The 19,953-nt window shown below is 42.8% G+C and carries 17 protein-coding genes; 10 read left to right on the top strand and 7 right to left on the bottom strand.

The window, feature by feature from the left end:
- Nucleotides 1–90: 90 nt before the first annotated feature.
- Both ggt and FCL54_RS11985 read right to left on the bottom strand, forming a co-directional pair.
- Complete coding sequence (gene ggt / locus FCL54_RS11990) at nt 91–1,761, bottom strand: gamma-glutamyltransferase (RefSeq protein WP_138126716.1); 1,671 nt, start codon at nt 1,759–1,761, stop codon at nt 91–93.
- A gap of 141 nt (nt 1,762–1,902) precedes the next feature.
- Nucleotides 1,903–2,628 (bottom strand): ZIP family metal transporter, encoded by a 726-nt coding sequence (locus FCL54_RS11985; RefSeq protein WP_138126714.1) that lies wholly within the window; start codon nt 2,626–2,628, stop codon nt 1,903–1,905.
- 255 nt (nt 2,629–2,883) lie between these two features.
- On the opposite strand from FCL54_RS11985, the gene FCL54_RS11980 reads away from it, so the two are divergent.
- The 3 genes from FCL54_RS11980 to FCL54_RS24000 are packed head-to-tail and all read left to right on the top strand — an operon-like array spanning nt 2,884 to nt 4,582.
- On the top strand, nt 2,884–4,134 hold the full coding sequence (locus tag FCL54_RS11980) for an MFS transporter (protein ID WP_138126712.1): 1,251 nt from the start codon (nt 2,884–2,886) through the stop codon (nt 4,132–4,134).
- A gap of 15 nt (nt 4,135–4,149) precedes the next feature.
- Entirely contained in the window at nt 4,150–4,419 is a 270-nt protein-coding gene (locus FCL54_RS11975) for a hypothetical protein (protein WP_138126710.1), read from the top strand.
- Between the two features lies 1 nt (nt 4,420).
- A complete protein-coding gene (locus tag FCL54_RS24000; RefSeq protein WP_171016810.1) occupies nt 4,421–4,582 on the top strand; it encodes a hypothetical protein in 162 nt (53 codons plus the stop codon).
- 94 nt (nt 4,583–4,676) lie between these two features.
- Here FCL54_RS24000 and FCL54_RS11970 read toward each other — a convergent pair whose 3' ends face one another.
- The gene (locus FCL54_RS11970) at nt 4,677–5,687 is read right to left on the bottom strand and encodes a DUF3231 family protein (RefSeq protein WP_138126708.1); all 1,011 of its coding nucleotides are present in this window, start codon (nt 5,685–5,687) and stop codon (nt 4,677–4,679) included.
- Nucleotides 5,688–5,952: 265 nt separating this feature from the next.
- On the opposite strand from FCL54_RS11970, the gene FCL54_RS11965 reads away from it, so the two are divergent.
- From FCL54_RS11965 to FCL54_RS11955, 3 genes are all read left to right on the top strand, one after another.
- The gene (locus FCL54_RS11965) at nt 5,953–9,066 is read left to right on the top strand and encodes an SNF2 helicase associated domain-containing protein (protein WP_342773882.1); all 3,114 of its coding nucleotides are present in this window, start codon (nt 5,953–5,955) and stop codon (nt 9,064–9,066) included.
- A 189-nt stretch (nt 9,067–9,255) separates the two neighbouring features.
- Entirely contained in the window at nt 9,256–10,422 is a 1,167-nt protein-coding gene (locus FCL54_RS11960) for a hypothetical protein (protein WP_138126704.1), read from the top strand.
- A 100-nt stretch (nt 10,423–10,522) separates the two neighbouring features.
- A complete protein-coding gene (locus FCL54_RS11955) occupies nt 10,523–10,786 on the top strand; it encodes a hypothetical protein (RefSeq protein ID WP_138126702.1) in 264 nt (87 codons plus the stop codon).
- Between the two features lie 134 nt (nt 10,787–10,920).
- Here FCL54_RS11955 and FCL54_RS11950 read toward each other — a convergent pair whose 3' ends face one another.
- Nucleotides 10,921–11,544 (bottom strand): hypothetical protein, encoded by a 624-nt coding sequence (locus tag FCL54_RS11950; protein WP_138126700.1) that lies wholly within the window; start codon nt 11,542–11,544, stop codon nt 10,921–10,923.
- 214 nt (nt 11,545–11,758) lie between these two features.
- A complete protein-coding gene (locus FCL54_RS11945; protein ID WP_138126699.1) occupies nt 11,759–12,226 on the bottom strand; it encodes a GNAT family N-acetyltransferase in 468 nt (155 codons plus the stop codon).
- 107 nt (nt 12,227–12,333) lie between these two features.
- Between FCL54_RS11945 and FCL54_RS11940 the strand changes: the two genes are divergently transcribed.
- The 4 genes from FCL54_RS11940 (at nt 12,334) to FCL54_RS11925 (ending at nt 16,805) form a co-directional block, all read left to right on the top strand.
- Nucleotides 12,334–12,540 carry an alpha/beta fold hydrolase gene (locus FCL54_RS11940; protein ID WP_171016809.1) on the top strand — a complete coding sequence of 69 codons (207 nt, stop codon included), beginning with the start codon at nt 12,334–12,336 and terminating at the stop codon, nt 12,538–12,540.
- Between the two features lie 117 nt (nt 12,541–12,657).
- On the top strand, nt 12,658–13,674 hold the full coding sequence (locus tag FCL54_RS11935; protein WP_138126695.1) for an NAD-dependent epimerase/dehydratase family protein: 1,017 nt from the start codon (nt 12,658–12,660) through the stop codon (nt 13,672–13,674).
- On the top strand, nt 13,675–14,754 hold the full coding sequence (locus FCL54_RS11930) for a dihydrodipicolinate synthase family protein (protein ID WP_138126693.1): 1,080 nt from the start codon (nt 13,675–13,677) through the stop codon (nt 14,752–14,754).
- Between the two features lie 14 nt (nt 14,755–14,768).
- Nucleotides 14,769–16,805, top strand: a complete 2,037-nt coding sequence (locus tag FCL54_RS11925; protein ID WP_138126691.1) for an alginate lyase family protein — start codon at nt 14,769–14,771, stop codon at nt 16,803–16,805.
- 47 nt (nt 16,806–16,852) lie between these two features.
- On the opposite strand, the gene FCL54_RS11920 is transcribed toward FCL54_RS11925, so the two are convergent.
- Nucleotides 16,853–17,905: a response regulator transcription factor gene (locus FCL54_RS11920; RefSeq protein WP_138126689.1), complete on the bottom strand. Its 1,053-nt coding sequence runs from the start codon at nt 17,903–17,905 to the stop codon at nt 16,853–16,855.
- A gap of 2 nt (nt 17,906–17,907) precedes the next feature.
- Nucleotides 17,908–19,737 carry a sensor histidine kinase gene (locus FCL54_RS11915; RefSeq protein WP_171016808.1) on the bottom strand — a complete coding sequence of 610 codons (1,830 nt, stop codon included), beginning with the start codon at nt 19,735–19,737 and terminating at the stop codon, nt 17,908–17,910.
- Nucleotides 19,738–19,953: the final 216 nt, after the last annotated feature.

The following is a 19,953-nucleotide window of genomic DNA, read 5'->3' as shown; positions in this document are numbered from 1 at the left end:
TCACCACAAAAAAGAGCCCTGAAAAAAAACTCCAGAGCTCTCAGGTATTTGTGAGTTATCCACAGAATTTGTGGGGTCAGACCCCCGGCATCAATCGATCCCAACAGCTCCGCCTGAGCGGCTGGAGTCAGCTGCACCATAGTAAGTGCCGGTTTCCTGGTCGATGTGGACTGCCTGGACATTGCCGAGCTGTGCAGCATGTTTGTCGAAACGATGTCCTTTTTCTTTAAGCTTTTCAAATACTTCTTCTGGGATGCCTTTTTCAAAGATTAAGATTGGATATTTGCTTGTATAAATCCTTGGTTCCTCGATAGCATCTTTTAAGTCCATTCCGTATCCAATGACGTTCAGGATAACCTGGGCGACAGAGGAAATGATCGTTGGCCCTCCAGGAGAACCTAATCCCAGTACAGGCTTGCCGTCTTTAAACAATATCGAAGGGCTCTTTGTACTCATCGATCGTTTCCGGGGTTGCACTTCATTATTGCCGCCTGGTTCCGGATCAAAATCAGTTAGCTCATTATTAAGCATAAATCCATAGCCAGGGACGATATATCCTGAACCGAACGGTCGCTCAAGACTTGTGGTACAGGAAACCACGTTTCCTTCCGAATCGATTACAGAAAAATGAGTGGTCTCAGGGGATTCTTCCTTCCCCCCGCGTTCGTTAAGCTGTGGCTCTCCATCCTGGTATTTCCATGGGTTTCCATAATGAATGGTCGGATTGGAAAACTCCCATTTCACTTCCTTCGCTCGTTCTTTAATATAATCGGGATGCAGCAGTCCTTCCACTGGAATATCTGCAAACTCTGGGTCACCCATGAACGTTTCTCTATCCGCATAGACAAGTCTCATTGCTTCTGCCACCAGGTAAAACTTTTCCCAGGAATGAATGTCATAATCTGTTACATTAAGCTCTTCTAATAACTCCAGCAACTGAACGACCATTGTCCCGCCAGAGCTTGGAGGAGCAGCAGATGCAATCTTGTGCCCTCTATATTCGCCCCATACCGGCTCCTGGATTTGCGCTTCATAATTGCGAAGGTCATCCATCGTCAAAAGGCCGCCATCCTGTTGTACAGTCTCAACTAGCGCTTTGCCGATTTCCCCATTGTAAAGGGCATCAGAACCCTGCTCTTGAATTAGCCGGAACGCCTTTCCAAGATCTGAAAGATCGATTTTTTCCCCGATGTTTGGCGTTTTTCCTTCTGGCAGGAACGTTTTTTTCGCAAGGTCAGTAATTTGTCCCTGGAAAATGGCAATATGCGCCGCTAGAGTAGAGCTTACCGGAACTCCTTCTTCCGCTAAGGCGATAGCAGGATCGATGACTTCGGCAAGGGACATGGTCCCGAACTTTTCTAACGCGGTTTCCATCGCCTTTAATACTCCGGGTACTTCAACAGCAGTTGCATCAAGAGAGCGTTCACGGAATGATTCAACTTCACCGTTTTCATCTAGAAAAATATCCTTATCCACTTTTTTAGGAGAACGTGCATGCCCATTCACCATACAGGTTTGATCAGTTTTGGCATGGTGAATCATCATGAATCCGCTGCCGCCGATCCCGGTGTTCATCGGTTCTACAACATTTAATGCGAACTGGACAGCCGCTGCTGCATCGACAGCATTTCCTCCTTTTTCTAAAATATCAGCTCCCACCTGTGAAGCGATAGGGTGGGCAGACGTTACCATTCCTTTCTTACCTTGGGCATGTTGCTTTATGTTATCTATCTTTTCCTTGCTAATATGGTATTTACTCATAACTTAACCTCCGTATTTTTCAAATGTAAAAAATTAATTCCCTACTTTAAAAGGTGAAAAACACAATCATTTTAATTTAAAACAATCTTGATGGTGATGTGAAAAAATAGGCTTTCATCGAAAGCCTACTCGTTACGCTCTTTATAGCGTATTTAAAGCTAACGCTATCAGCAGCCCGAGGGCTGTAATTAGTCCAATAGTAGGATCACTCTTTTCATAAGCTTCAGGCAGCATGGTGGAGGAGACCATTGCGATTATGCTGCCTCCTGCAAAAGAACCAAGTATGGCTCTGACCTGGTCAGGTGCTCCATTCAAGAAAACATAACCTGCGAGGGAGCTCAGTGCCGTGATAATAACAGCAGCAGTCCATGAGAGAAAAATTTTCTTTTTCGAATATCCATCCTCCAACAGCCCGCTGGAACTGGAAAGCCCCTCCGGAAAATTACTGATGAAAACGGCAGCGAGTAAAGCCCAGCTAACAGAGTTGTTACCGATAAGGCTCACACCGATCATGGCTGTCTCTGGAATATTATCCATAATAGCTCCAACAAAAATTGCCCAGCCGACACCACTGCTTGAACCTCCGCTTGAACGGTTCCGTTTTCTCGCCCCGTTTTTCCAGAGGTACCAATCAAAAGCTGTAAAAATACCAGCGCCGGCTAGAAAACCGATCGTGGTTGAAAGAAGCCCGCTCGATTCAATTGATTTCAACAAAAGCTCAAAGCTTGTTGCAGCGATCAACGCTCCTGTTCCAAAAGCCATAATATATCCAAGAATCCTTTGCTTCATCGGAACGAAAAAGCTAGTAACCGTTCCTAACAAAATAGAGGAGCCTGCAACAGCCCCCCATAATAGGGCATTCCACATAAGCATCCATCCTTCGTCCTTTAACTAGTTACACTCTCCTTTTCCCTTTAGGCTGATAGCGAAACGGGGGTCTGACCCCACAAAAACTGTGGATAACTCCATAAAGCGGTGCCCTTAAAGGGTTTTCTGCTGCATTCTTGAAATGTTCCTGATGAAAATTAACAAAATAATAGGGAGGGAATTATGGAAGGATTCTGAAGATTCGACAGATTATCTGGTTATTTCTGGTATAATACATGTCGGAGGTGTTGGGGGTTGAATCAGTCGGTTTGGAAGAATCGGAACTTTTTGTTGTTATGGATCGCCGGGTTAGCTTCAAGCTTTGCGATATCCGTTTTTTTGTTTTCGCAGTCATGGTATGTGGTTAAAGTATTGGATTTGGAAGCTTCGCTTGGATTGATCTTTATCGCATCAAGTGTTCCGAGGCTTATTTTTATGCTTGTTGGAGGAGTGGTTGCAGACAGGTTCAGCAAGAAGAAGATTATGTTCTGGTCGGATTTTACCAGAGCCATCTTACTTGTGTTCCTAGTTGCTATTTTGATTACCGGGATGATCAATATATGGACATTCGTCGGTTTCGCGCTTTTATTCGGTGTGCTTGATGCGTTTTTCTGGTCAGCAGGCGGGGCGATCATGCCTGAAATCGTACATAAAGAAAATTTAACGCGGGCAAACTCGATCAACCAGATGACGAATCAATCGTCCTTTATTTTAGGTCCGATGCTTGGCGGATTCCTCGTTTCCTTCGGTGATTATACAGTCGCATTTACTACGACGATCATCTTACTGCTGACAGGCAGTATCCTGACATATATGATTAAAACAAGATATGACGTAGAGGGAGGAGCATCGGACAAAGATGAGAAGTTCTTTGCTTCCTTAAAAGAGGGAATCGTTTACGTTAAAAAACATTCTTTCTTGACTGCTCTTTTTTCGGTAACGGTCTTGTTGAATTTGTTCATTGTCGGGCCGATGCAGATGGGGATGCCATTGTTCGCCAAGAACGTCCTTCACGGCGATTCGCTCGTTTTTAGCTGGCTTGAAGGAAGTATGGCAGGGGGAATGCTGCTTGGTTCTTTAGCAGTCGGGGTGTTGAACATTAAGCACAACCGTATCAAGTTTGGTTTGACAGGTATTTTATTTGCTGGCATCTTTTTTGCCCTATTAAGTTTCACCAGTGTTTTATGGCAGAGCCTGATTTGCGTTGCCCTTTTCGGCGCGATGTTGCCTATGGCCAATATCCCGGTTGTTTCCTTGATCCAGAGCTCAGTGAAAGAAGAGATGATGGGGCGGGTGATGAGTCTGCTAACGTTTTCTTCAATGGGACTGATCCCTGTTTCCCTCGGGCTTACTTCAGTTGTGATAAGCTTCGGCATGTCCATCGATAAAATTATGCTGATCGGATCTGTCCTCGTCTGTATATGGATTATGGTCGTTCCCTTGCTGTACCGGAATCTGTTAAGTTACGATTCCTCTGTAAAAACAAATGCGGAAAACATAATATAGAGTGGAGCCGGAATGATGAAAAGCTTCATACGAAATGTGTTGTTACTCAGTGTTGTTTTCTATCTGGTATTTAGCATGCCTGATATTTTTGGGGTAGGATATGTGATCGATTTTGAAAAAGAAGTAAGCACTGGCGAGAAAGCACTCCGTTATCTTGGGGAAGGCCTTTCGATTAATGTCATGATAAAGCTAATTCTGGCGGTCCTTGGCGGCGTGTTTTTCAGCCTGTACTTTTATTTGAAAAAATTAGAAAGAAAACGGAACAATATAAGCGAGGAGAAATAGAATGATCATCGGAGCGATCCTGCTAATAATACTCGGCCTTTTTATCTTTTACGTTTTGATCGAGGTTGCGGTAAGACATGCGATCGATAATTCAAAAACGAGTGAAATGATAAAGGAACTATTTGAGGAAAGAAAGAAGCAAAATAAAAATCAAATCCCTTGATGAAGCTATAAAAGAGGCGAAATATGCGGCATACTCTTTTACATTAAAGCGGAGTTTTTAAAATATCCAGCGCCTACTCCGTTTCGCCTCTTTTTTAGTTCTTATTCATGGTTCGCAACTTCTCTCGGTCAAGCGATTGGGGAGGCTTTTCAAACCAGCCGTGCTTGATCATCAATTTAGCGCCTTTTTCTGCAAAAAGTCCGAGATCGACAAGCAACCGGGCATACATTGCTGCGAGATCTTTTCGTAAACTTGCAGCCATTCCAAGGCCGTAGTCTCCGATTCCAAATGCGCTTAAAATATTGGCCTGAAAGAGCATGAGCTTATCTGAAAAAGGTGCGTCAGTTGAATCTGTGATGGTTGAATCCCATGTTGAAGGAGAAGAAACATCATCATCCCTTAAAACGGTCATAAACTCTTCGCCGTGCTTTTTCGCGACAGTATAACCTTTCTTAAAATAATCACTGATTTCATGTGATCGGGCAACCTGGCTAAAACCTAAAAATAATGTTTTTGCCACATTGCTCACCTCGATATTTGTTCCAAGATGAGCTATTTCAATCGCTAACAGGGGGCGTGGCTTTCCAAGGAACTCTCCTAAAAATTTTACGTCATCTGCATACTCGATCTCCCCAGGATAATCGATATACGGAGCACGGATAAACACACCTTTTTCTTGCATAATCTCAACGTTTTTATCAAATAATTTTTCTGCATCGCGGAGAAAATGATGAAAAATTTTTCTAGTGTCTTTTCTTGCCGCCACTGCCCTGGCAAGACTGTATGATGAAAGGCCGCTTCGACCCATATGGTGAATATACCTCAAATACGAAACATCTGAAAAAAGCTTCGGTGCTTCAAGGTCTACATCGTCTTCGTTAAATCCATGAGGAATAGGTAGTTTTTCAATAGACAACAATGATTTAATAACTTGGATGTGCTGTTCGGAAAGTTCTAAAGCATAACGAAGAATAGGCTCTACGTCCTTATCCTCGGTGGTGTTTAGAAAATGTTTTAAAACGCAAATAGCCATCGTATCCCCCATATAAGTATTCCATATCATCGCGATTTCAGCGGAAGTTAATTTTGGAGCATTGGTAACCATCCATTTTCCTCCTATCCTTTTGTTATTTTGTAGGATGCCATTTTTAGGGTGAAAAGATTCTTTTTACAGTCATTTAGATGCCTGAATTCTCCTTCCCTTTTATATCAAGCCTTCAACCGCTATAATGGAGAGATAGACATTTTACATTCGGAAAGTTGTTGAGAAGATGCAAATTAGAAACTTTTCATTTACAAAAGAGAATATAAAAGACCTATTTCCTAACCTTGTTTACCGGCGCGGCCTTTCCTACTATCAGGAGGGCAGAGTGGGCGGTCTCAGGCTTGAAGACCAGAATTCCTGGAGCGCGATTGTTTACGGCAGCGACGCTTATCATGTTGACATAGAACTACTTGATCATGGGGTTGAAGTTAGATGCAATTGCCAGGCATTTGAGAGCTATGGCCCATGCAAGCATATTGCTGCCACGATGCTAAACCTGAGCGACAGAGGTGACTTGGACATAAGCAGCATAAAACAAGTCAAAGATGAAAACCCGATAACGGCCCAATTTATCGAAACGTTTTCAGCATATGAGCAATCTGTTTCAGAAGGCAGGCAAAATACTTACAAAGCCCCACTGCATATCGAATATGTATGTAAAGGTCCTGCCACTTCCGGCGTGTCGTTTGATTCTGTGATCACGCTTGAACTGCGGGCAGGAGAAAACAGGCCTTATATTATAAAGAACATCGGTGATTTTCTTGAAAGCATAAAAGTAAATGCAACATACCGGATTACCAACAATTTCACGTTCGATCCGACAGAGCATTATCTTGAAACAGAAGACAAAGAAATTTTTGACATGCTGTATGAAGCCTATAAAAATGAACAGGTATATAAAGATTCTTTTTCTTTGTGGGCAAGGTCGACAAATGCCCGTGAATTAGTGATACCGCCGCTCGTGGCAAAAAATCTTTTTCCGTTATTAAAAGAACGGCCGCTGTCCTTTGAGTTGCAGGGAAAACAGTATACAAATGTAGACTTTGTAAATGAAGAACTCCCATTCATATTTCAGCTAACCGAAAAAGACGGTGTTTACGAGTTTGATTTTGACGGGCTAGAGGATTCAGCTTTCTTTGATCTTTACGGGTTTTTATTTTATCAAGGGGTGCTTTATAATCTTTCTCTGGAACAAAAAGCTCTTTTGCGTGAGTTTTCACCCGCTATGATGAAAGAAGAGAAGCTGACAGTAACACAAAAGCAAATGGAACCTTTTATATCGACAGTGCTTCCCGGCCTGGAGAGGCTTGGGAATATTGAAATTTCACAGGAAGTTTCTGAGAAGATTATTGCGCCACAGCTTCAAACGAAGATTTTCGTCCAGGCTGACGAAAACCGAATCGAAATGAACGTTGAATATCATTACGGTGAAACGGTGATCCACCCTTTTAAAAATGAGCGGTCCCAGGCAGACGATACCATCTTACAAAGAGAAGCAGATAAAGAACGCGAAATTATGCAACTGATTGAAAATGCAGGAATGAAGTTTAACGGAAAACAGTTATATGTTAATAGAGAAGAAGAAATCTTTGACTTTCTGTTCTATACCCTGCCGGAACTTGAGGAAAAAGCCGAAGTGTTTGTCAGCGGAGACACTGGCAGTTTGATAAAAGAAAATGGTTTTGAGCCGATGACAACCGTAGATCTGGATGTGACCGGAAACTGGCTCGATATAACCTTTGACTTCGAAGGAATCGACCAGAACGAGGTGCAGAATATCCTGACAGCTGTTGTGGAAAAGAAACGGTATTACCGCTTGCCGGAAGGTACGTTTGTCTCATTCGAAACAGATGAGATGGAACAACTCAGCAAGCTGATGAGAGAGTTCCACCTGAACAGGGAGGATGTCACGAAAGGAAAGGGCAGACTGCCGATCTATCGCGGCCCGCAGCTTGAGGAAATGATGAACCTTCAAAATCCCAATGCTGCCCGTCTCGGTAAAGCGTTTCAAAGGCTGGTCGACGAATTGAAAAATCCAGCTGAACTGAACTTTGAGCTTCCGGAAGATTTGAATGCCGAGCTCCGCGATTACCAGAAGACAGGTTTCAAGTGGTTGAAATCGCTCGCACACTATAACCTTGGCGGGATTCTGGCAGATGATATGGGACTCGGAAAAACACTGCAGAGCATTGCTTATATTTTGTCTGAGAAACAGGAGACGAAAGATCACCGGCCGACGCTTGTTGTCGCACCGGCATCACTGATCTATAACTGGAAAAACGAGTTTGAAAAGTTTGCTCCTGTTCTTGATGTGCAGGTTATCGCCGGTACGCCGTCAGAACGGGTGGAACTGCTCTGGAATGCACAGTCAGCTGATGTTTGGATCACCTCTTATCCTTTGATCAGGCAGGATATCGACTCTTATGTGGACACTGAGTTTAACACGTTGATTCTTGATGAAGCGCAGGCGGTAAAAAATCCAAACGCCAAAACAACAAAGGCTGCCAGAAAAATCAACGCACATAAACGGTTTGCGCTAAGCGGTACGCCAATCGAAAATTCGATCGGTGAGTTATGGTCATTAATGCAAATTATTTTACCTGGATTCTTCCCGTCACAGGCAGAATTCCGAGGCTTTTCTCAGGAAAAAATCGCACAGATGGTCAACCCGTTTATTTTAAGGCGTGTGAAGAAAGACGTCCTAAAAGAGCTGCCTGATAAAATCGAAACGATGCATATTTCTGAGTTAACAAAAAACCAGAAAGAATTATACCTTGGATACTTGCAGAGAATCCAGCAGGAGACCGTGGCGGCGATACAGGATGAGGGATTCCAGAAGAGCCGTATTAAGATTCTTGCGGGATTGACCAGGTTGAGGCAGCTCTGCTGCCATCCTTCACTCTTCGTCGAGGATTACAAAGGGAAATCAGGAAAGCTAGAACAGTTAATGGATCTTGTACAAACGGCAAGAGAAAACGGCCAGCGCCTTCTCGTATTTTCCCAGTTTGCCAGCATGCTTAGAATTATCAGAGACAGGTTTGAAGAAGAGGGCTTGAACTGCTTCTATCTTGATGGCCAGACACCATCCCAGGACAGAGTGGAAATGGTGGAACGCTTCAACGAAGGCGAAAAGGATATTTTCCTTGTCTCCTTAAAAGCGGGAGGTACCGGATTGAACCTTACAGGAGCCGACACCGTTATCCTTTATGACCTCTGGTGGAACCCGGCGGTTGAAGAACAGGCCGCAGGAAGAGCCCACCGGATCGGCCAGAAAAAAGTGGTGCAGGTCATGCGTTTGATTGCTAAAGGAACGATCGAAGAAAAAATATATGATATGCAGCAAAAGAAGAAAGAGCTGATCGAAGCGGTGATCAAGCCAGGAGAAACCATGCTATCAAGCCTTTCAGAGGACGAAATTCGCAGCCTGCTCAGCATCTAGAAGTTATCCACAAAAACAGTGGGGTCAGTCCCGCTCTGCGGTACTGCGATAAAGTGTACGGCGCACGACCTGAAAAAAGAATGGGGAGACCTGTTCTTTTTTTGGTCTAATGGAACTCGAACCTCCTTTGTTTATTAGGCCTATATTAAGTGAAAAGCGTATACAAAGGGATAAAGAAAGGATGACACGATGAAGATTCTTTCAACTATTTCATTGATCGGCCTATTGATGTTGAGCGCGTGTGGAACTGCTAACAGTCCAACAGATCAAACAGCGGAAACAGACCAAACTGAAACAGCGGATATGAATAACGAGTCAGACGGAACAATTAACACAAATCAGCAGGAAGAACAGGATGATGCAACAGACTCCTCTGAATCTGCTGATGAAAATACGAATGTAAACATGGATGATAGTACTGATGACCAGTCTGATAACAATGACGAAGAGGAATCTGTTACCGAAGAAAACGATTCAGAGGGGCAGTCTGGTACTGAAGAACCGGAAGCGCAGAATGATAGTGAGGATGCAGACGGTCAAAGGGAGCAGGAAGATACGGATGCTTCAGAAGACTCAAATGAAACTGCAGATTCAGAAGGTGAAAAAGCAGAGCAAGATCAATCCGCTGAGCAGCAAAACGATGCACAGGATGAGAACAACCAGGAGCTGACCGATAAGGAAAATAACGAAAAGCAAGATGAAGAGAAATCTGCAGAAGCTGAGTTAACAAAACAACAGGCAAAAAATGTACTTCAGGAATATGAACAGACTTTCATGGAAGTATTCGATTATGCCGGGCCAAAAGGCAAGATGGAAAAATATACGACGAAGGAAAAAGTGATCGATCACTATACTGCGATCATGTCTGAAGACTGGGCGGTTGGTCTCGTAGATATGTATTTTGATAAGAGAGATGGGGCGTTATATTCCAAAGCGATGGATGCTCCTGTTTGGCTCAGGGCAGAAAAGTCGTTTGATCTTGAGAAAGTAGACGATTCAACCTATCACGTCGTCCAGGAACGTAACAACGAACTGCGCGGTCATAGAAAAATGACGTTTGTAATGAAGGATGACGGTGAGAAATGGATCGTAGAAGGAGTCCAGCAAGAGAAACTGCCGCAAGACAACAATTCTGAGGATAATAACATCTCTAAAGAGGAAGCAGAACAACTCGTACGTGAGCATCTGGATCTTGAAAACGATAAAGACGTGCATATCAAATACGATCATGACGAAAAGGACCTGTATGTTATCCACGTGTTTGACGTTGTGAAAAACGAAGATGAGTCCCATAAAGCGACAAGAGGCTGGTATTATGTGAATAAAGAAACTGGAAAAGTGACGAGTATGTTTTAACGAAGGACGACGAGGCATTGCTGCAAAGGGCGGCAATGCTTTTTCTGTTCCTGGGAAACTTTTCCTCTCCTTAATCGTACATAAAGTGCGAGGTGTTTTCATGTTGCTGCCTGTTTGTATTTCCGTATTTCTATTAAGCATTGGATGGTCTATGTTCATCATCAATAAAAGAAAGAAAAATAATGAAAGTGACGGGGGAATTAAGAGCTATTTATCAATGATTTGTTTGTACGCCATTGCCCTTTTTAGTGTGGCTGGAGTTGCATTTGATATTCTTGGGATCTGGCATTCGGTTGTAACAATCTTATTGCTGCTTTTGGCGGGATATTTCACGAAATTTATTCCAAGGAATGAAGAAAGCTAGATTTAGGTCTTTGTGTAAAAAAAAGAAAAAGAAAGTGAGCCTACTGTGATGGCATCACTTTCTTTTAAAAAAATTGTCTGACCAACATTCTTAACTAACAATACAACCTGGGAGTCTGGCTGGCATATCACCTTTTACCCTAAAAGTGAGTTGATTTGTCCTAACAACGAATCCAATAAGCCTGATACCTGGTCTAGAACACCGCTAAGTAAACCGTTATCATCAAGCAGTCCTGCTACCTGGCATAGCAAATTACCAAGAAGGTTACCTGACCCTGGTACTGCTGTAAGGTCAAGGTTAATCTCTGAAAGGTCAAGCTGTAGACCGAGCAAATCAAGGAAGATAGGTCCAAGGTCTAAATTTAAGATATCACATTCAGCTTCAGCTTGAGCCTGTTGCTGGGTTGCGTCCATCAATGAAGCAGCCTGTGCTGTTTCACTGTCAGTTGCTTCAGTTAATGTAGCGGGTACATTTTCAAACGTTTCTTTCACATCTGTAGTTACACCATCAACATTTGTTGCTTCACCTTTTACTTCACCGCTCATAAGTAAACCTTCGACTTCATCGTATGAAAGTTGTTCGATTGTAAGCATACCATCAAACGTTCCGCCATCTTCTAGAGTGCCAGTCACTTTAATGTTCTTAAGGATTTTCGAACCAGTTGTGGAAGAGGATGCAGCCATTGTGCTGAAAGGCGTAAGTAACAACGCCCCGATCAGAGCAAACGTTAGAGCTAAAGAAATAGATTTTAATTTCATTCAAATAACCTCCTGGTAGTTTTATAGTGCTTTGTAATTATTCCATGCCTGCCAGACCTCTCGTACAATACCCAATGAAAACCTTGCAAAACAGGATTTGGATATTTATCTAAAAATTGGCACTATACCACTACCTACGGTTATTTTGAAAACCCTTCCATTATCCTATAAGGGGACGATTTATAGTAAATACCGCCTTAATTTTTCTCTTGGACTAACCAGCAACAAATCTCATCTTCAAAAACTCATATTCACTGCCGTTGGTCGCCTGCATAAAATTTCCTTCAGGTTGAAAGCCCGCTTTTTCATAGACTTTGATGGCGCGCTGGTTAAACGTGGCAACAGCAAGTGTAAATGTGTGCGGAGCATATTTCTTTTTTGCGAAATCTATTCCTGCTTTTAAAAAGGAAAGCCCGTTCCCTTTTCCGGTTAAATCCGGATGCATGCCAAGACCGATATCGACCACGCCCTGTTCTGTTTCTTTAAAGCTAAAAAAGCCTTCCAGTTCATTGTTTTTAAAAACGGCGAATGTGCTGTCTCCCCTTTGGTCAGGATCCAGGAATTCTTCCAGGTCTTCCTCATCTGCTGTAATATCATAAAAGGAATATTCTCCATCGTAATGCCAGTTGTAGGCAATATCCTCTGCCTGCTTTTGGGTCATGTGCTTAAACGTATAGTCCATCTTATATCCTCCTTTTTACTAGGCTTCTTTAAAAAAGTTGAATTTCCTCTGTTTCTGTTAGGTTTATAATAAAGACAATGGTTTTTATTAAAACGGGAGGAACGAAGATGAAGAGCACAACGATCGATTTAGCAGGCCAGAATGTCCATTACTATGAATGGGGGAAAAGTGGAAAGCCTGTGCTTGTTTTGTTGCATGGACTAGCAAACAGTGCGGATTGTTTCAGAGAGTTAGTTTCATATTTAAAAGAAGAGTATCATGTTTTTGCGTTTGATAATTCGGGACACGGAAGGACAGGAGCTTTTCGAATATAATGATATTTTACTTAACTAATGAAAAAGGGTCCTATTTAAGTCATTGTTTCGTTGTTTCCCCTCTTCTAAACTTATCTTTAAGCTGAAAAGAATACTTTTTTAAAAGGAGGAAGCTGTTTGGAAACAATTGAGGAACTTGAACTTAAGATGTGTGAACCATCAGATCGATTGATCGAGGACCTATCAAAATTGAATGGCGATATACTTATTTTAGGTGTGGGAGGAAAGATGGGCCCGACACTTGCAAAGCTTGCCAGAAACGCTGCCAGCAAAGGAAATTTGAATAAAAGGGTTATCGGTGTTTCAAGGTTTACGAAAGGACTTCTGAGAGATGAATTGGAGAACAGTGGCATAGAAACGATTGCAGCGGACCTCTTAGAGGAGCAGCAGCTGAAGGCGCTTCCTGAAATAGAGAATGTGATCTACATGGTAGGTAACAAGTTTGGGACGACAGGAAATGAACATTTTACATGGGCGATGAATGCTTATCTTCCTGGTCGTGTTGCCGAAAAGTATAGAGATTCGAGGATTGTCTCCTTTTCAACAGGAAACGTATACCCTCATACACGGGTTGGAAGCGGGGGAGCTTCGGAAGAAACGCCGACAGGTCCAGTCGGGGAGTACGCTCAATCATCCCTGGGAAGGGAGCGTGTCTTCACTTATTTTTCTCATAAATACGGAACACCGCAGCTTCATTTTCGGTTAAACTATGCGATCGACATGCGTTACGGCGTCTTGCTGGAAGTTGCGAAGAGTGTCAAAGCGGGAGAAGCGATCGACCTTAATATGGGACACGCGAATGTCATCTGGCAGGGGGATGCTAATGAGATAGCGCTTCGTTCGCTCCTCCATTGTTCCTCTCCTCCAACGATACTGAATGTCACGGGTCCTGAAACCCTGTCGATACGTTGGCTGGCAGAACGCTTTGGCGAAAAGTTCGGTGTAGAGCCTGTTTTTGAAGGAGTGGAACAGGATACCGCCCTGTTGAGCAACGCATCTAAAGCACATGAAACATTTGGATATCCAAAAGTCACGATTAGGGAAATGATCGACTGGACATCTGACTGGGTTAACAAAGGCGGAGAAGTTCTTAATAAGCCAACCCACTTCCAGGAGAGAAAGGGGAATTTTTAAGTGGCCGCATCACTTGATGGTCAGTTACAAGATTTTTTGAAACAGGGAACGGTTATACCGGCCCATCCGCTTGCTCTAAAGAGCGATAGGACGCTTGACGTAGAAAGGCAGCGTGCCCTGACAAAATATTATTTGGCAAGCGGAGCCGGTGGAATAGCAGTCGGGGTCCATACGACGCAATTCGAAATCCGTGATCAAGGAATTGATTTATATGAACCCGTCTTACGTCTGGCAGCAGAAGAAGTGAACAAGTCTCATGTGAAGAGTCCTTTTATCAAAGTGGCAGGTATAGCCGGCCCATCCGACCAGGCTCTAAACGAAGCAAAGACGGCGAAGCGTTTAGGATATGATCTTGGCCTTGTCAGTATGGGAGGACTGACTGATCTGAGTGAATCGGATCATCTTGAGCGGGTAAAAGCAGTCGCCGAAGTGATTCCTGTGTTCGGCTTCTATTTGCAGCCAGCAGTAGGAGGGAGGGTTTTCAGTTATGATTTCTGGAGAGACTTTGCCGAACTTCCAGGAGTATATGCTATCAAGCTTGCTCCATTCGACCGGTATCAGACGCTGGATGTGGTTAGGGCAGTCTGTGCGTCCTCTCGTAATGAAGAGATTTCCTTATACACAGGAAACGATGACAATATCGTTGCTGACCTATTAACGGAGTACCATTTTCGAATCGGTGAAAAATTGGTGACCAAACAAATTGTCGGAGGTTTGCTTGGGCACTGGGCAGTATGGACGACAAAAGCAGTCGAGCTATTAGAAAAGGTAAAAGAAGCGAGGCAAACAGGAATGGTGCCGCTCGAGCTGCTCAGACTGGGTGCAGAAATAACCGATGCCAATGCCGCGTTGTTTGATCCTTTTCATCAGTTTAAAGGCAGTATCGCCGGAATCAACGAAGTGCTCCGCCGGCAGGGGATGCTGTGCGAAAATATATGTCTAAGCGAAAAAGAAAGATTAAGCCCGGGACAATCAGAAGAAATCGATCGGATCTATCAACAATATCCCCACCTTCAGGATGACGAATTTATCAAGGAGCACATCGATAGATGGCTTTCAGCCGAAAGAGCAAAAAAATAAGTAGGGGGATAGAGATGGCAGAAACAAAAAACAAAACAACCTTTTTCTATTCCCGTACGGAAAAAGGATTCATAGTTGAGAATTGCCGGAAACATTGGAAAAATGAAGTGGAAGAAGTTCTAGAAAGAGCTAAAAAGGCATGCGCCAATACATTCGTTTTTACCCATCGCTGGGATATGGAGAGATGTGAGATGCCGGTTTCTTTTGGCGAAAAGATCGATTGGACTTACCAGTACAAAGGTGATTTCGAATGGACAGTCAACCTTAACCGTGCGAGATTTATGGCGGAATTGGGCCAGGCGTATTGGTTGACCGGCGAAGAAAAGTTCGCTGAAGCTTATATACGATTGATGAAGGACTGGATTGCACAAAATCCACTTACGGAAGAAGAAATTTACCAGAGTGAGGCAAGGCAATACAACGTCAAAGATACCTGGCGTAAACTGGACAGCGGAATCCGGATCACCAACTGGATAAAGGGATATTTCTGTGTCAGGGAGTCTCCGGCCTGGACCGATGATGTGGAAAGACTATTCCACGATGCGCTCAAGCTTCACGGCAACTATTTGAGCATCGCCTATACCCCTCATGATAAACAGAGTAACTGGGGTTTTTTAGAAACGAACGGATTGTTTCAGATAGCCATTCTGTTTCCGGAGCTGGAGGAATCATCAAATTGGCTGAAGTTAGCGGTTGAACGGCTCGAGACAATGTGCAGGCTGCAGGTGTTTGAAGACGGGATGCACAATGAACAAAGCCCTATGTATCACCATGAAGTTCTTCACTGTTTATTCGAACCTGTATTGCTTGCAAGGATCAACCACCTTCAGGTTCCCCAGACACTGGTAGACTCGTTAGACCGGTTGTTCACTGGTTCTTTGTCGTTTGTGAAACCAGACGGCCACCAACCGATGCTAAGTGACAGTGATGATACGGATTCCAGAGACGTTCTTACCCGTGGAGCAGTCCTATTTGAAAGAGGAGATCTGAAATCACAGGGGTACGAGATGTTAGATTACGAGGGTATCTGGTATTACGGTCAAAAGGGAATGGAAACATACAGAAATCTTAAAAGCCAGCTACCGGAATTCTGTTCTATCCACATGGAACAGGCTGGATACTCTGTTATGCGCAGTGGTTGGTCAAGTGATGCCCGGTACCTCATTTTTGATGGCGGCCACATGGATATTATCCGGGCACACGGGCATGATGATTTCCTCCATTTTGACCTTCATGCCTTTGGAAAAGATTTGCTTTTGGATACGGGGCGTTATACCTACATGGAAAATGATTACCGGCGCTATTTCAAAGAATCGTTTAACCATAACACAACAAGTGTCGATGGGAAAAGTATCTCAGGATATCAAAGTTCCTGGAGCTGGAAGAACGTTGCTCAACCCAGGGAACATTACTGGAATAGCCAGCCAGCTTTTGATTATGTTCAGGCCGGGCATAACGGATACTGGCGTTTGGATGATCCTGTTCAGGTTCTCAGGCAAATATTCTATGTGAAACCTTCTTACTGGATACTGGTCGACACATTTCGATCTCATGAAGAACATGACTTTACCCAGCATTTTCATTTTGCTGAAAAACTGGCAGTAGGAATCGATCCAGATAGCTCTTTTGTCGAAGCAGCAAGCGCGGACGGAGTGAAGTTGAAGTTGCTGCAGCTCGATCCGGTAAGCCTTTCACAGGAAGAATGCTGGATATCGAGGAATTATAATGACAAGAACAAATCGACTAAAATCGAAGCTTCCAAAAAGGGGAAAGGATTCACGAGGTTTGTTACGATCCTCATTCCATACAGAGAAGAGGAAGAGCCTGATTTTACGGTCGAGAAAATCGATGTCTTCAATACCCGTTCCGAAAGGCTCTCTGAAACCGACGTGACGGCACTTGAAATGAAGAGAGGAAAAGAGTCTGAAATCATTTTGTTCTCTCATGATGGCCCAAATAGTTTTCAATTTTCTGGAACGCATCTGACGGGCGAGGTGTTATTCGTTAAAAGAAAAGACGGATTCGAACAAAGTTTTGTTGTGAAAGTTTAGAAAAGCAAAGAAAATCACCGGACTCCCGGTGATTTTCTTTGGTGCTATTAAATGCCGATCCGTTTGCGGAATTGTGAAGGAGTAACCCCGACATGCTTTTTAAAGGTCTTCGTGAAATGCGGGTAATCACTGTAACCGATGAACTGAGCGATCTCATAGGTCTTATAGGCGGGATTGTTCAGCATTTCTTTCGCTTCGTCCATTCTCATTTTTGTTAAAAATTGTTTGAAGCTGATCCCCATTTCCGCCTTGAATTCCATGCTGAAATAAGAAGAAGACATGTTGACCAGATCAGCAACCTCCTGTAAAGAAAGGTCTTCTTTAGCATAGTTCGTTTTAATGTAATCGAGGGCTGTCAATATATTGGTTCTCCGGCCGAAGTTCCTCTTTTCCTTGATAAATGTTAAAATCTCCTGGATATATTGAGATAATTTTTTGTGCATGTTGTCCGGTTCATCTGGAAAATTGGTTACCTGAAAGATTTCCTCTTCATTCATGTACTCCATCTGCTTTTCCAACTCGCCCCTCATGTAAATGATCAGATCAAGGTACTGTCTTTTGAGTAAAATGTTATCCTGCTGTTTTTCTGTTAATTTTGCATGGATTTCATCGATCATCCCAAAAGCCTGCTCTTCATCTAGAAGCCAGAGCTTCTGTACGAGCGTTTCGGCAAAAGCCTTGATGCTCCAGAGCCATTCGCTTCGCTGCTCAGATGCATATTTATCCTCATCGAGCTTTTTACGTACTTTTTCCAGCGAAGCCAGGAACTGATCAGGTTTAAGTGGCTTTAACAAAAAATCAATAACTCCATAACGAAGCGCGGTCTGGGCATATTCGAATTCATCATAGCCCGAAATGATGATGAACCTGGTCTTTGCATTCGACTCCTTTAACGTTTGAATAAATGTTAATCCGTTCATCTTCGGCATACGGATATCGGTGATGATCAGGTCGGGAGAAAGCTGTTCGTTTAACGCTATCGCTTCCAGGCCATCCTTCGCTTCTCCCACAATTTTAAATCCGGTATCATGGGAACCTACCAGGGCGGCGATGCTTTTCTTGATCATCTTTTCATCATCAACACTAATCGCTGTATACATCGCTATGCCTCCTTTCTATGTTCTTCATTTTTATAAGGCAGGTTGACTTCGACGACTGTGCCGTTTTCATCTGACTGTTTAATATAAACTCCGAACGGCTGGCCGAAGTTTCCGTATATCCGTTTATGAACATTAATCATTCCGATTCGTTTGGTCGATTTGCTGTCTGGAGGTGGTTCTTCGTTATTTTTAAAGGCAGCATTGAACATTTCCATCATTTCTTTGCTCATGCCATGTCCCTTATCCACAATGGAGAGCGTATAGTATTGTACCTCTTTCTTCCCGTAAATCCCGATGAAGGTAGGATTCAATTCATGGTCTTCATAACCGTGGACAAAGGCGTTTTCCACGATTGGCTGAATCGAAAGCCTGGGAGCGATCACATGCTTCGTCATTTCTTCATCCAAAAAGAATGTCACTGAGAGGTCCTCAAATCTTTCTTTTTGAATTTGCAGATACGAATGAATCTGCTTAATTTCTTCTTGGAGTGTAACGATCGTTTTGGAATTGCTGACATTGTATCGAAAAATATCAGCTAAGGACGTAGTCATCCTGCTGATCATCATCTGGTTTTCTATAATGGCATATGAGTTTATAATCTCTAAAGTGTTATACAAAAAATGGGGATTGATCTGCGACTGCATCGCCTGGAGTTCCGACTCCCTATTCTTAATCTCAAGTTCTTTTTCAATTAGCTTTGAATGCTTCACTTCTTCAAGCAATCCGTTTAACTCGTTTGTCATCGTATAAAAGCTGTTATAGAGTTCAGCGATTTCATCATTGCGATAGAAAGGCAACGGCTTCTTATTTATTTCAAACGTTAGATTTCCGGATTCCACCTTTTTCATCATCTTCCTCAGGTTCGACAGGGAATAGGTTAGGAAAAAGGAAAACCCTCCGACAAACAACAAGGCGACACCGATCATTATCAGCCCGGTCCATATAGTCGAACTTCTGAGGTTGATTAAGGAGGCCATGATTTTTCCAAGAGGGACGCTCGCCACCATTGTCCAGTTAGACTGGGAAGAATGGTCATAGATGTTCAGCGTTTTCAAATTGTTGCTTTTGATGATAAAGAAACGGTCCTCATCATGGTTTTCATTTTGCTCATAAGAAAATGTTTTCCCGAGCTCACTCTGATTAGGATGGAAAATAATCTTGTCGTTATCGTTTACGATCCACACGTTTTTAAAATGGCTCAATGTCACCTCGTTGATGATGCTCGCAATTTTGTTTAAACGGAGGTTCACAATCAACAATCCGGAATTATCAAAAGTGTTCTTGTCATAGACCTTTCTTACGATCGTGAGTACGGGAGTGTGATGGATAAAATCGACATCAAGTATTTGATAGGGCTCTAAATTCTTAGCATTATTCCATAATTTTGCATTCCTATTTCTGATTTCCCCCATATCCAGATATCCTTTTACTTTCACATAGTTATGTACCTGCATCCCGTTTTTATTGATCAAAGAAATCCCGAAGATGTCAGACCGTCCTTCAAGAATGCCTCCAAAAGAATCATTCTGGATTTTTTCTGAGATGACGAACCTGTCATACCTGTTCGAGGTAGAAGGATTCAGTTTAAGATAAGATTGTACCTCCGGCTTTGAAAGGATTGGAACGGTCGCCTGCTCTAGATCGTTTAAATAGAAATCCAGGTATTCATTTGTCTGGTTTAATAGATGCTGGCTATAGACGACTGCATTATTCTCGATGGCTGCGGTCGTTTTTTGGTACCAGATCTGTCCCAGCACAAGCAAAGGAATACAAACAAATATGATGATAATAAAAAATAATTTTGCATTTATGGAACCTAATTTAAAGGACATAGCCTGCTCCTTTATTCTCATTAAGGAAAATCGCTTGAATGGGGAAAAAGTTTTACTGCCCGGCACTTTGAAGAATGCTTTTAAATCACTCTCAGTATCAACTGAATAGAAATAATATTTTTTATTTTCATTTTATTTAAAAAAACACAAATTTTCAAATAAAATTACATTTTCTGATTTAATTATAACCCTTAAGATAAGAATTGTAAGCGTTAC

Source organism: Exobacillus caeni, assembly GCF_005747095.1.
In the GTDB taxonomy this organism is placed as follows: domain Bacteria; phylum Bacillota; class Bacilli; order Bacillales; family Guptibacillaceae; genus Exobacillus; species Exobacillus caeni.
This window is presented reverse-complemented; position numbering and strand designations above follow the sequence as displayed.

Excerpts from the sequence above, each read along its gene's own strand:
- FCL54_RS24000 (WP_171016810.1), top strand. The coding sequence starts at position 4,421 with ATGATCATCGGAGCGATCCTGCTAATAATACTCGGCCTTTTTATCTTT.
- FCL54_RS11915 (WP_171016808.1), bottom strand. The coding sequence starts at position 19,737 with ATGTCCTTTAAATTAGGTTCCATAAATGCAAAATTATTTTTTATTATC.
- FCL54_RS11950 (WP_138126700.1), bottom strand. The coding sequence starts at position 11,544 with ATGAAATTAAAATCTATTTCTTTAGCTCTAACGTTTGCTCTGATCGGG.
- FCL54_RS11960 (WP_138126704.1), top strand. The coding sequence starts at position 9,256 with ATGAAGATTCTTTCAACTATTTCATTGATCGGCCTATTGATGTTGAGC.
- FCL54_RS11975 (WP_138126710.1), top strand. The coding sequence starts at position 4,150 with ATGAAAAGCTTCATACGAAATGTGTTGTTACTCAGTGTTGTTTTCTAT.
- FCL54_RS11945 (WP_138126699.1), bottom strand. The coding sequence starts at position 12,226 with ATGGACTATACGTTTAAGCACATGACCCAAAAGCAGGCAGAGGATATT.
- FCL54_RS11925 (WP_138126691.1), top strand. The coding sequence starts at position 14,769 with ATGGCAGAAACAAAAAACAAAACAACCTTTTTCTATTCCCGTACGGAA.
- FCL54_RS11985 (WP_138126714.1), bottom strand. The coding sequence starts at position 2,628 with ATGTGGAATGCCCTATTATGGGGGGCTGTTGCAGGCTCCTCTATTTTG.
- FCL54_RS11920 (WP_138126689.1), bottom strand. The coding sequence starts at position 17,905 with ATGTATACAGCGATTAGTGTTGATGATGAAAAGATGATCAAGAAAAGC.
- FCL54_RS11940 (WP_171016809.1), top strand. The coding sequence starts at position 12,334 with ATGAAGAGCACAACGATCGATTTAGCAGGCCAGAATGTCCATTACTAT.
- ggt (WP_138126716.1), bottom strand. The coding sequence starts at position 1,761 with ATGAGTAAATACCATATTAGCAAGGAAAAGATAGATAACATAAAGCAA.
- FCL54_RS11970 (WP_138126708.1), bottom strand. The coding sequence starts at position 5,687 with ATGGTTACCAATGCTCCAAAATTAACTTCCGCTGAAATCGCGATGATA.
- FCL54_RS11955 (WP_138126702.1), top strand. The coding sequence starts at position 10,523 with ATGTTGCTGCCTGTTTGTATTTCCGTATTTCTATTAAGCATTGGATGG.